The sequence below is a fragment of the Streptomyces tateyamensis genome (assembly GCF_003205575.1).
Taxonomy (GTDB): Bacteria; Actinomycetota; Actinomycetes; order Streptomycetales; family Streptomycetaceae; genus Kitasatospora; species Kitasatospora tateyamensis.
The window spans coordinates 87,899-99,803 of the sequence record NZ_PYBW01000011.1; the positions used below are offsets into that span (position 1 = coordinate 87,899).

General features: G+C 71.0%; 9 protein-coding genes. 1 reads left to right on the forward strand and 8 read right to left on the reverse strand.

The genetic code is table 11. From position 1 onward, the window contains the following. The first annotated feature begins 278 nt into the window (after positions 1-278). The gene (ileS, locus tag C7C46_RS03160) at positions 279-3,455 is read left to right on the forward strand and encodes an isoleucine--tRNA ligase (protein ID WP_110665397.1); all 3,177 of its coding nucleotides are present in this window, start codon (positions 279-281) and stop codon (positions 3,453-3,455) included. Between the two features lie 126 nt (positions 3,456-3,581). On the opposite strand, the gene C7C46_RS03165 is transcribed toward ileS, so the two are convergent. The 8 genes from C7C46_RS03165 to ftsW form a co-directional block, all read right to left on the reverse strand. After that, entirely contained in the window at positions 3,582-4,886 is a 1,305-nt protein-coding gene (locus C7C46_RS03165; protein ID WP_110665399.1) for a DivIVA domain-containing protein, read from the reverse strand. 49 nt (positions 4,887-4,935) lie between these two features. Beyond that, on the reverse strand, positions 4,936-5,226 hold the full coding sequence (locus C7C46_RS03170; protein ID WP_110665401.1) for a YggT family protein: 291 nt from the start codon (positions 5,224-5,226) through the stop codon (positions 4,936-4,938). Between the two features lie 86 nt (positions 5,227-5,312). Beyond that, positions 5,313-5,918 (reverse strand): cell division protein SepF, encoded by a 606-nt coding sequence (locus tag C7C46_RS03175; protein ID WP_110665403.1) that lies wholly within the window; start codon positions 5,916-5,918, stop codon positions 5,313-5,315. A gap of 283 nt (positions 5,919-6,201) precedes the next feature. Continuing rightward, positions 6,202-6,942 (reverse strand): YggS family pyridoxal phosphate-dependent enzyme, encoded by a 741-nt coding sequence (locus C7C46_RS03180; protein ID WP_110665406.1) that lies wholly within the window; start codon positions 6,940-6,942, stop codon positions 6,202-6,204. An 87-nt stretch (positions 6,943-7,029) separates the two neighbouring features. Next, positions 7,030-8,226 carry a cell division protein FtsZ gene (ftsZ, locus tag C7C46_RS03185; RefSeq protein ID WP_110665408.1) on the reverse strand — a complete coding sequence of 399 codons (1,197 nt, stop codon included), beginning with the start codon at positions 8,224-8,226 and terminating at the stop codon, positions 7,030-7,032. 409 nt (positions 8,227-8,635) lie between these two features. Next, entirely contained in the window at positions 8,636-9,415 is a 780-nt protein-coding gene (locus C7C46_RS03190; protein ID WP_110665411.1) for a cell division protein FtsQ/DivIB, read from the reverse strand. Then, a complete protein-coding gene (gene murG, locus C7C46_RS03195) occupies positions 9,408-10,514 on the reverse strand; it encodes an undecaprenyldiphospho-muramoylpentapeptide beta-N-acetylglucosaminyltransferase (protein WP_110665413.1) in 1,107 nt (368 codons plus the stop codon). Before murG ends, C7C46_RS03190 begins: the two co-directional genes overlap by 8 nt. A 6-nt stretch (positions 10,515-10,520) precedes the next feature. Beyond that, a complete protein-coding gene (gene ftsW, locus C7C46_RS03200; RefSeq protein ID WP_110665416.1) occupies positions 10,521-11,882 on the reverse strand; it encodes a putative lipid II flippase FtsW in 1,362 nt (453 codons plus the stop codon). Positions 11,883-11,905 lie beyond the last annotated feature (23 nt).

Here is an 11,905-nt window from a genome sequence, read left to right on the forward strand (position 1 = left end):
CGCGCGGCTGGCCCAAACCGCTTGCGCGGTCCCTATAGACTGGGCCGGCAAGGCGCAGATGGGACGAGTACCGACGTACGCAGCCATGAGCGACCCGGGGACGGTGCGAGCCCGGGGGTGTGCGCGGCGGGAAGATCACCCCGGAGCCGCCGGAAGAACGGCCCGTCCGCGGGCCCGGTAGAACCGGCCGCAAACCCAAGGAGTGGGCCGTCGGCAGTGCCGCGGCGGCCAAGGAGGGTGGTACCGCGGGGCGCACGCCGCCTCGTCCCTCCGTCGGAATGCCCGTCCACGCATCCGCCGGAGGCGCAGTGACCACGTACAACCCCGTCCCCGCCCAGGTCGACCTGCCCGCCCTGGAGCACGGAATCCTCAGCTTCTGGCGCGACCAGAAAGTCTTCCAGCGCAGCCTGGAGCAGTCCGAGGGCCGTCCCGAGTGGGTCTTCTACGAGGGCCCGCCGACCGCCAACGGCATGCCGGGCGCGCACCACATCGAGGCCCGCGTCTTCAAGGACGTCTTCCCGCGCTACCGCACCATGAAGGGCTACCACGTGTCCCGCAAGGCCGGCTGGGACTGCCACGGCCTGCCGGTGGAGCTCGCGGTGGAGAAGGAGCTGGGCTTCTCCGGCAAGCCGGAGATCGAGAAGTACGGGATCGCCGAGTTCAACGCCAAGTGCCGCGAGTCGGTGACCAGGCACACCGGCGAGTTCGTGAAGCTCACCGAGCGGATGGGCTACTGGGTCGACCTGGACCAGGCCTACCGGACCATGGACCCGTCCTACATCCAGTCGGTCTGGTGGTCGCTCAAGCAGATCTTCGACAAGGGCCTGCTGGTCCAGGACCACCGGGTCGCCCCCTGGTGCCCGCGCTGCGGCACCGGCCTGTCGGACCACGAACTGGCCCAGGGCTACGAGACCGTGGTCGACCCCTCGGTCTTCGTGCGGTTCCCGCTCACCAGCGGCCCACTGGCCGGCCGGGCCGCGCTGCTGGTCTGGACGACCACCCCGTGGACCCTGGTCTCCAACACCGCGGCCGCCGTGCACCCGGAGGTGACCTACGTGGTCGCCACCGACGGCAGCGAGCAGCTGGTGGTCGCCGAGCCGCTGGTCGGCAAGGCGCTGGGCGAGGGGTGGGAGACCACCGGGGAGTCCTTCACCGGCGCCGAGATGGAGCGCTGGGCCTACCAGCGCCCGTTCGAGCTGGTGGCCATTCCTCCGGTCGAAGGGGGTCCGGACGCGCACTACGTGCTCAACGCCGAGTACGTGACCACCGAGGACGGCACCGGCATCGTCCACCAGGCCCCGGCCTTCGGCGCCGACGACCTGGCGACCTGCCGCAAGTACGGCCTGCCGGTGGTCAACCCGGTCGAGGCGGACGGCACCTTCGCGCCCGAGGTCCCGCTGGTCGGCGGGGTCTTCTTCAAGAAGGCCGACGAGGCGCTGGTCGCCGACCTGAAGGCCCGTGACCTGCTGTTCCGCCACCTCCCTTACGAGCACAGCTACCCGCACTGCTGGCGCTGCCACACCGCGCTGCTCTACTACGCGCAGCCGTCCTGGTACATCCGGACCACCGCGGTCAAGGACGCGATGATCCGGGAGAACGAGGCCACCAACTGGTACCCGGAGACGGTCAAGCACGGCCGCTTCGGCGACTGGCTGAACAACAACATCGACTGGGCGCTCTCCCGCAACCGGTACTGGGGCACCCCGCTGCCGATCTGGCGCTGCGAGCAGGACCACCTCACCTGCGTGGGCTCGCTGGCCGAGCTCTCCGAGCTGACCGGCACCGACCAGAGCGGCCTGGACCCGCACCGCCCGTTCATCGACGAGGTCACCTTCGACTGCCCGCAGTGCGCCGGCCCCGCGGTCCGGGTGCCCGAGGTGATCGACGCCTGGTACGACTCGGGTTCGATGCCCTTCGCCCAGTACGGCTACCCGTACCAGAACAAGGAGCTGTTCGAGCGCCGCTACCCGGCCCAGTTCATCTCCGAGGCGATCGACCAGACTCGCGGCTGGTTCTACACGCTGATGGCGGTCGGCACCCTGGTCTTCGACAAGTCGTCCTACCAGAACGTGGTCTGCCTGGGTCACATCCTGGCCGAGGACGGCCGCAAGATGTCCAAGCACCTGGGCAACATCCTGCAGCCGATCCCGCTGATGGACCAGCACGGCGCCGACGCGGTGCGCTGGTTCATGGCGGCCGGCGGCTCGCCCTGGTCGGCCCGCCGGGTCGGCCACGGCACCATCCAGGAGGTGGTCCGCAAGACCCTGCTGACCTACTGGAACACCGTCGCCTTCCAGGCGCTGTACGCACGCACCGCCGGCTGGGCGCCGAGCGCCGCCGACCCGGCCCCGGCCGACCGCCCGCAGCTGGACCGCTGGGTGCTCTCCGAGCTGCACCAGCTGGTCGGGGAGACCGACGCGGCGCTCGAGGCCTACGACACCCAGCGGGCCGGCAAGCTGCTCTCCGCCTTCGTCGACGACCTGTCCAACTGGTACGTGCGGCGCGGCCGCCGCCGGTTCTGGCAGGGCGACGCGGCGGCGCTGGCGACCCTGCACGAGGCACTGGAAACGGTCACCCGGCTGATGGCCCCGCTGACCCCGTTCATCACCGAGCGGGTCTGGCAGGACCTGGTGGTGCCGGTCGACCCGGCCGCCCCGGCCTCGGTGCACCTGGCCTCCTGGCCGGTGGCGGACGAGGCGCTGATCGACCCGGAGCTGTCCCGGCACATGGCGCTGGTGCGCCGCCTGGTCGAGCTGGGCCGGGCCACCCGCGCCGAGTCCGGGGTGAAGACCCGTCAGCCGCTCTCCCGGGCGCTGATCGCGGCCCAGGGCTGGGAGGAGCTGCCGGCCGACCTGCGGGCGCAGATCGCCGAGGAGCTCAACGTGGTGGCGCTGGAGTCGCTGGCCGCGGTGGGCGGTTCGCTGGTGGACACCACCGCGAAGGCGAACTTCCGCGCGCTGGGCAAGCGGTTCGGCAAGGGCGTGCAGGAGGTCGCCAAGGCGGTGGCCGCGGCGGACGCGGCGCAGCTGGCCGCCGACCTGCGGGCCACCGGCGAGGCCTCGGTGCTGCTGAACGGCGAGCCGATCGCGCTCTCCCCCGACGAGGTGGTCATCACCGAGACCCCGCGCGAGGGTTGGGCGGTGGCCAACGAGTCCGGTGCCACGGTGGCGCTGGACCTGGCGATCACCCCGGAGCTCAAGCTGCTCGGCATCGCCCGTGACGCGATCCGGCAGATCCAGGAGGCCCGGAAGAACTCCGGCCTGGACGTCGCCGACCGCATCGTGCTCCGCTGGCAGTCCGCCACCGCGGAGACCGTGACCGCCATCACGGAGCACGGCGCACTGGTGGCGGACGAGGTGCTCGCCACCGACTTCGCCCAGGGCCCGGCCGACTGGCAGTCGGACACCTTCACCGACGAGGGCACCGGCCTGGCCTTCCAGCTGCGCAAGGCCTGAGCCCGACGGGCCCGGCCCCCGCTCCGTGCGGGGGCCGGGCCCGCGGCCTGCCCGCTGCCCGCCGCCGAACACGAGGGCGCCCCCACCGCTGTGCGGTGGGGGCGCCCTCGTGGGTGCGGGCCGGGACTAGTTGTCGCCGTCCTCGTCGATCAGGAAGCCGCGCATCGGGGCCGGGGCCTGCTGCATCGGCTGCATGGGCTGCGGCGGCTGCGGGCGGACCGCGGCCATCGGCTGGGTCATCCCGGCCGGAGCCATCTGCGGGGCGCTCGGACCGCTCGGCTGACCGCCGAAGGAGGGCTGGCCGTTGCCGCCGAAGGAGCTCTGGCCGCCGAACGACGGGGCGCTCCCGCCGAAGGAGCTCTGGCCGCCGAACGACGGTGCACCGGTGGAGGCCATCGAGGACGCGGCCGGCGGCAGCGAGGCGGTGGCCGGGATCCGCGGCGGGGCCAGCGAGTCGTCCGCCTGCGACTCCAGCTGGCGCAGCTGGGTCTCCAGGTAGGACTTCAGGCGGGTCCGGTACTCGCGCTCGAAGGCCCGCAGGTCCTCGACCTTGCGCTCCAGGGTGGCCCGGGCGGACTCCAGCGAGCCCATCGCGACCCGGTGCTTCTCCTGGGCGTCCCGCTCCAGCGCGTCGGCCTTGGCGCGGGCGTCCCGCTCCAGGCCCTCGGCGCGGCTGCGCGCCTCGCCGACGATCTTGTTGGCCTCGGACCGCGCCTCGGAGATCGCCTGGTCGGCGGTCTGCTGGGCGAGCGCGAGCACCCGGGCGGCGCTGTCGCCACCGGGACCCTGCTGCTGCGGCATCGGCGCACCCAGCGGGCCGCCCATCTGCTGCTGCATCGGGTTGCCCATCGGGGCGAGCTGCTGCTGGCCGCCCATGGTGCCCATCTGCGGCTGCATCTGGCCCATCGGGTTGCCCATGGGCTGGAGCATCTGGCCGCCCATCGGCTGCACCAGCTGCTGCTGACCACCCATGGTGCCCATCTGCTGCTGACCCATCTGCTGCTGACCCATCGGCTGCTGCATCTGGCCCATCGGGCCGCCCTGACCGACCGGCAGCTGCGGCGCACCGGACGGCAGGCCGAGCGGCTGACCGCCCATCTGGTGCTGCTGCGACTGCTGCTGCTGGGACTGCTGCTGCTGGCCCGGCACCTGCTGGCCGGGGACCGGCGGGCCGGATATGGCGGCCGGCACGGGGGCGCCGGGGCGCTGCCCGTCCTGCGGCTGCTCCTTGCGCATGTTGGCCTGGTTCTGCGCGGCGGCCCGGGTCGCGGCGGCCAGCTTGGCCCGCAGGTCCTCGTTCTCGCGCAGCAGACGGGTCAGCTCGGCTTCGACCTCGTCGAGGAAGGCATCGACCTCGTCCTCGTCATAGCCTTCGCGCAGGCGGACGGTCGTGAACTGCTTGTTCCGGACGTCCTCGGGGGTCAACGGCATCTCTTCACCTCAACGTGATCGTCGGCACACTGGCATCCTGCCGCATCGCTCACCACGGCAGACGCTGCACGAGCGAGATCAGGACATACACAATGATCATCAGTACGAAGAAGGACAGGTCGAGCGCCACGCCCCCGAGACGCAACGGCGGGATGAACCGCCGAAGAAGCTTGAGTGGCGGATCCGTGACAGTGTACGTGGCCTCCAGGACCACGACCATGGCCTTGCCGGGTCGCCAGGAGCGGGCGAACTGGAAGACCCAGTCCATGACCAGGCGGAACAGCAGAATCACCAGGAAGACGGTCAGTGCGTAGTAGAGCACTGCCCCCACGATCCCCATCGGGTATCCCTCTCCCGGTTTCCACTAGTCGCCAACTGCCTTGTCACGCACTGTCCAACTGGTCCACACATGGCGTCGTGGCCGGGTCAGCTCTGGTTGAAGAACCCACCCTCGGCGATCCGAGCCTTGTCCTCCGCCGTGACATCGACGTTAGCAGGCGACAGCAGGAACACCTTCTGAGTCACGCGCTCGATACTGCCGTGCAGACCGAAGACGAGTCCAGCGGCGAAGTCTACGAGCCGCTTGGCATCGGTGTCGTCCATCTCGGTCAGATTCATGATCACCGGGGTGCCGCCGCGGAACTGTTCCCCGATGGTACGGGCCTCGTTGTAGGTCCTCGGGTGCAGCGTGGTGATGCGGTACGGCTCCCGCTCGTTCACGACCTTGGGCATGATCACCGGGCCACTCTTCTCCAGGTTCTGACGGCGTTCGGGTGTGATGGACGACACTGGTGCCATCCGCGGCGGCTCCTGCCGGATCGGCACGGCGGCCGGTACCGGTTGGGGCGCGATCGAGGCCACCGGGGCCGGCTGCGCCGGCGCGGCCGGCCGGGGCACCTCCTCGGTCCGCCCGGTCCGGATCGGCTCGGGGTCCGTGTCGTAGTCGTCGTCCGGGTCGTAACCCTGGCCGTCGTACGTCTCGTCCTCCACGAGGCCGAGGTAGACCGCCATCTTGCGCATTGCGCCGGCCATGCTCCTGTCCTCCGCTCTGTGGTGGATCGGCTTCGTCTCCGGCCCCGTCCCCGGGTGGACCCGGTACACCGGACTCTTCGAGTACGGTGGGCCCGTAGCCGAAGTGTGCGGGGTGGGACGTGCGGTCCGCTCACTTTCCGTCAGATTCGCGGCACTGGGCCCGAAATTCCGTCAGTCTGTGTGCGTGGCCGCGGACATACGATCCACGGTTGGTTCGGTTCGACCGGACGAATCGGTGCTTTGTCCTGATTTGTCCGGCAGTCTGATCTACTACCCGGTGACGTTACCCGAGGGGTGACCGCGCACCGAGCACCGCAGTACCGACGCGTACATGTGTCGCTCCGGCGGCAATCGCCTGCTCAAGGTCACCGCTCATCCCCGCCGAGACCATCGTGGCAGCAGGATGGGCCGCACGTACGGCGGTTGAGATTTCCGCGAGCTCGGCGAAGGCGGCGGCCGGGCGGCCGGCCAGTGCGCCGGTCAGCGGAGCGACGGTCATCACACCATCCAACCGCAGCCCGGGCGTGTCGGCGATCAGGTCGGCCAGCGCGGGCACCTGGTCCGGCGCCACTCCGGCCCGCCCCGCGCCGACCCCGGCGTCGAAGGCCACCTGCACCAGGCACCCCAGCTCCGCGCGCCCCTCCCGGAGCACCGCCTCGGACAGCGCGCTGACCAGCCGCGGCCGGTCGACCGAGTGAACATGGTGCGCATAGCGCACCACCGAGCGCGCCTTGTTCGTCTGCACCTGTCCGACGAAGTGCCAGACCAGCGGCAGGTCGGCGCAGTCGGCCGCCTTCGGCGCCGCGTCCTGGTCACGGTTCTCGGCCACCTCGCGCACCCCGAGCGAGGCGAGCAGCCGGGTGTCCGAGGCGGGGTAGGTCTTGGTGACCACCACCAGGGTGACCTCGGAGCGCGGCCGGCCGGCCGCGGCGCAGGCCGCCGCGATCCGCTGTTCGACCGCGGACAGCCCGCCGCGCAGCTGCGCCAGCCGGTCGGCGGTGTCGCCCTGCTGTCGGTCCGTCATCTCCGGTCACCTTCCCCGCTGCACACGACGGTGCCCACCCCGGCCGTTGGCGGGATGGGCACCGAACCCTGGAAAAAATCTTACAAACTACTTGAGGAAGTCCGGGACATCGAGCTCCTCGGCCTGGCTCTCCACGTAGGGCAGCCGGGCCGGCTGGACCTGCGGCGGGACCGGCGGGGCCACCGCGGTCTCGGCCTTGGCCGCCGCGGGCTCCTCGGCGCGGCCGGTGACCGCGCCCATCCCGCCGTACGGCCGGGTCGGCGCGTGCGCCGGACGCTCGGGCGCGGCCGGCGGAGTACTCGCCTTGACCACCGGGTCGCGCACGATGGCCGGCGGCTGGCCGCCGTCGAAGCCGGCCGCGATGACGGTGACCCGGACCTCGTCGCCGAGGGCGTCGTCGATCACCGCACCGAAGATGATGTTGGCCTCGGGGTGCGCGGCCTCGCTGACCAGCTGGGCCGACTCGTTGATCTCGAACAGGCCGAGGTCGGAGCCGCCGGAGATGGAGAGCAGCACGCCGCGGGCGCCGTCGATCGAGGCCTCCAGCAGCGGGGAGGAGATCGCCATCACCGCAGCGGCCTTGGCCCGGTCCTCGCCGCGCGCCGAGCCGATCCCCATCAGGGCCGAGCCGGCGTCCGACATGACCGACTTGACGTCGGCGAAGTCGAGGTTGATCAGGCCCGGGGTGGTGATCAGGTCGGTGATGCCCTGGACACCGGAGAGCAGCACCTGGTCCGCCGAACGGAACGCGTCCAGCACGCTGACCTGGCGGTCCGAGATGGACAGCAGGCGGTCGTTCGGAATGACGATCAGGGTGTCCACCTCCTCGCGCAGCGAGGCGATGCCGTCCTCGGCCTGGTTGGCCCGGCGGCGGCCCTCGAAGGTGAACGGGCGGGTGACCACGCCGATGGTGAGCGCGCCGAGCGAGCGGGCGATGTTGGCCACCACCGGAGCGCCGCCGGTGCCGGTGCCGCCGCCCTCGCCGGCCGTCACGAAGACCATGTCGGCCCCCTTGAGGACCTCCTCGATCTCCTCGCGGTGGTCCTCGGCGGCCTTGCGGCCGACCTCGGGGTTGGCGCCCGCGCCCAGGCCGCGGGTCAGCTCACGGCCGACGTCGAGCTTGACGTCGGCATCGCTCATCAGCAGGGCCTGCGCATCGGTGTTGATCGCGATGAACTCGACGCCCTTGAGCCCGACCTCGATCATCCGGTTGATGGCATTGACACCGCCGCCGCCGATACCGACGACCTTGATGACTGCGAGGTAGTTCTGCGGTGCTGCCACGTCGAAGGCCTCTCGCCTCGGATGTCCGGGTCGGCTTCCTGGGTCGCGGAAGCCGACGTTCAGAGGGGTTGGGGAGCCCGGTTCCTGACTGATTGTCCGAAATGGAGACCGGCGACCCGAACCCTAAACTTGACGTTGAGGGTTCACAGCGGACTGGTGCCGGGTTCCGAACGAAGCGTCAGGTACCTTCGGCACACCGCCTGGTGACACAGGACACTAAGTGTCGGACGGGTTTGTGTTCAACGAACACGCCGAGCTTCCCTTTTTTCTTTTGAGCCTATGTGATCACCACTCGGCGTCGAGCGCCGGGGGTGGGACCACCCAGGGTCGGCCACCCACCGACACGTCGTCAATGGTGCTGCCGACGGAGCGTCAGTGGTGCTCCTGTGAAGAGAACCTACCGGATCACTCAGCCGGAGATCGCCGGAGCCTGCGGCGCGCTCACGTCGTAGGTCCTGGCCTGCTGCTTCAACAGGGCCTTCAGGACCACCGACTTGCGCTCGGTGTCCTCCGGCGAGCCCCACCGCACCGTGGTGCCGTCGGCCAGATGCAGTTCGATGTCGTCATACGAACGGACCAACAGCGCCGGGGACCGCTGGGCCAGTTCGGGCGGCAGGCCGGCGGCCACCCGGACCGCACCGCGGACCAGTTCGGCCGGCGGCAGCACCGCCGAGGCGTCCTGGGCGGACTGGCTCAGCTGCAGCTCGACCACCGGCACCCCGGACGGCGGGGCGGCCTCGGTGGCGAAGCTCACTCCACTTGCATCTATTTGAGTGAACTTGCCATCAGAACCCTTGACAGCAGCGACGGCAGTCCGCTCAACCACCTTGACCCGCAGTGTGTGCGGCCAGCCGCGCCACACCTCGGCCTTGGCCACCCGCGGGATCGCCTCCACCCGGTGCTGCACCGCGTCGAGGTCGACCCGGGCCAGCGGCCCGTGCTGCACCGGTCCTATCGCGTCCCGGATCGCGTCCACCGTCAACTGGTCGTTGCGCAGGCCCTGGACGGCGACCGTGCGGACGTCGAGCACCGAGGAGAAGAAGACCAGCCAGCCGGCCGTCGCGAGCACCCCGGCGACCAGGGCGCTGAGCACCACGACCCCCCGCCGCGACAGCCGCAGCGGGGGGTGTTCCTGCTCGTCCTCCTCGAACTCGGTGTCCGGGGACGACGGGGCGAGCTGGTCAGCCACGGCGGCGGCCGGTCCTCGCCGCCTCGATCGCCTCGTAGACCATGCCGACCAGCAGGTCGTCGGCGTCCCGGCGGCCGAACTCGGCGGCCGCCCGGCTCATGTCCCACAGCCGCTGCGGGTCGGTCAGCACCGGCAGCACGTTGCGCAGCACCCAGTCCGGGGTCAGCTCCGCGTCGTCCACCAGCAGGCCGCCGCCGGCCTTGACCATCGGCTGGGCGTTCAGCCGCTGCTCACCGTTGCCGATCGGCAGCGGCACGAAGGCGGCCGGCAGGCCGACCGCGGCCAGCTCGGCCACCGTCATCGCCCCGGCCCGGCAGAGCATCAGGTCGGCGGCGGCGTACGCCAGGTCCATCCGGTCCACGTAGGGCAGCGCGCGGTAGGGCGGCATGCCCGGGATGTCGTCGATCTGCGGCAGCTCGTTCTTCGGGCCGACCGCGTGCAGGATCTGCACCCCGTACTGCTGCAGCCGCGGCGCGATCGCCTGCACCGTCTCGTTCAGCCGCCGCGCGCCCTGCGAGCCGCCGGAGACCAGCAGGGTGGGCAGGCGCTGGTCCAGGCCGAAGTAGTGCCGGGCCTCGGGACGGGTGGCGTTGCGGTCCAGGGTGGCGATGGTGCGGCGCAGCGGGATGCCGATGTACCGCGAGTCGCGCAGCTTGCTGTCCGGGGTGGAGACGGCGACGAAGTCGCTGTACCGGGCCCCGATCTTGTTGGCCAGGCCCGGGCGGGCGTTGGCCTCGTGCACCACGATCGGCACCCCGGCCCGCTTGGCCGCCAGGTAGGCGGGCATCGCCACGTAGCCGCCGAAGCCGACCACCGCGTCGGCCTTGACCCGCTCGATGATCTCCTGGGCGGCCCGCACCGTGCCGCGCAGCCGGCCCGGCACGGTGATCAGCTCGGGGGTCGGCTTGCGGGGCAGCGGCACCGCCGGGATCAGCTCCAGCTGGTAGCCGCGCTCCGGGACCAGCCGGGTCTCCAGGCCGCGCTCGGTCCCCAGCGCCGTGATGCCGATGCTGGGGTCGTGCCTGCGCAGTGCGTCCGCGAGCGCCATGGCCGGCTCGATGTGACCGGCGGTGCCTCCGCCGGCGAGTACGACATGCACCGAAATTCACCGCTCCCTGCGCGGCCCCGGGGCCGGCGCTGTGGTTCGTCGTCGTGGCAGCACCCGGCGCAGGCCTGTCCTGAACCGGGACTTCGAACTCCGGGCGGCCAGGGCCGCCTTGGCCCCCGGGACGCTGCGCGCGAAGCAGAGCAGTGTCCCGACGGCCGTCATGGCGGACAGCATGGCGGATCCCCCGTAGGAGAACAGCGGCAGGGGTACACCCGCGATCGGGAGCAGTCCCAGTGCCGACCCCAGGTTGATCACGGCCTGGGCCATGATCCACGTGGTGGCGGCGCCCGCGGCGTACCTGACGAAGGAGTCCCTCGTGCCGATGGCCACTCGGATACCCGCATACCCTAGTGCCGCGAAGAGACCGATCACCGACAGCGTCCCCACCAGACCGATCTCCTCGCCGGTGGCGGCGAAGATGAAGTCGGTGTGCGCCTCGGGCAGCTGACCCCACTTCTCGTAACCGGCCCCGAGGCCGGTGCCGAACGGACCGCCCAGGCCCAGCGCGTAGAGGCCGTGCAGCGCCTGGAAGCAGTCGTGGTCCGGGGTCTGCTTGGTGATCCCGATGCAGGCGAGCCGGTCCAGCCGGTGCGGCACCGTGATGATCAGCGCGGTGCAGGCCACCACGGCGATGCCCAGGGTGGCGACGAAGAGCCGCAGCGGGGCGCCGACCATCCACAGCAGCGCGAAGACCATGGCGACCAGGATCATCGAGGTGCCCATGTCGCCGCCGAGCATGATCAGCATCAGCAGCACCAGCGCGCCCGGGACCAGCGGCACCAGCAGGTGCTTCCACTGGGTCAGGGTGCCCGCCTTCTGCTTGCGGGCCAGCAGGTCGGCCGCCCAGAGCAGCAGCGCCAGCTTGGCGAACTCCGAGGGCTGGACCTGGAAGAAGCCGAAGTTCAGCCAGTTCCGGTTGCCGTTGACCTTCATCCCGATGCCGGGGATGGCCACCAGCACCATGAGGCCGATCGATCCGAGCAGCACCGGGTAGGCCAGCACCCGGTGCACGCCCACCGGCACCCGGGCCGCGGCCACCAGCAGCACCGAGCCGAGGATCACCGCGACCAGCTGCTTGCGGAAGTAGTACGGGCCCGGCAGACCCTGGTGGATCGCGGTGATGTTGGACGAGGAGAAGACCATCACCAAGCCCAGCACCAGCAGCAGCGAGGCCGAACCCAGGATCAGGTAGTACGGCGTCAACGGCCGGTTCAGGGTCCAGCGCAGCCGCTCCCGCAGCGCCTTGAGCCGCCCGATCGCGCCCTCGGTCTTGAAGACCGTGGTGGTCGCCGAGATCAGCGCCGGGCCCTGCTGCTGTTGCGGCGGCGCGGAGGCCTCCGCCCTGGTCTGACCCGCCACCGCGCCGCCCCTCCTGATGTCTG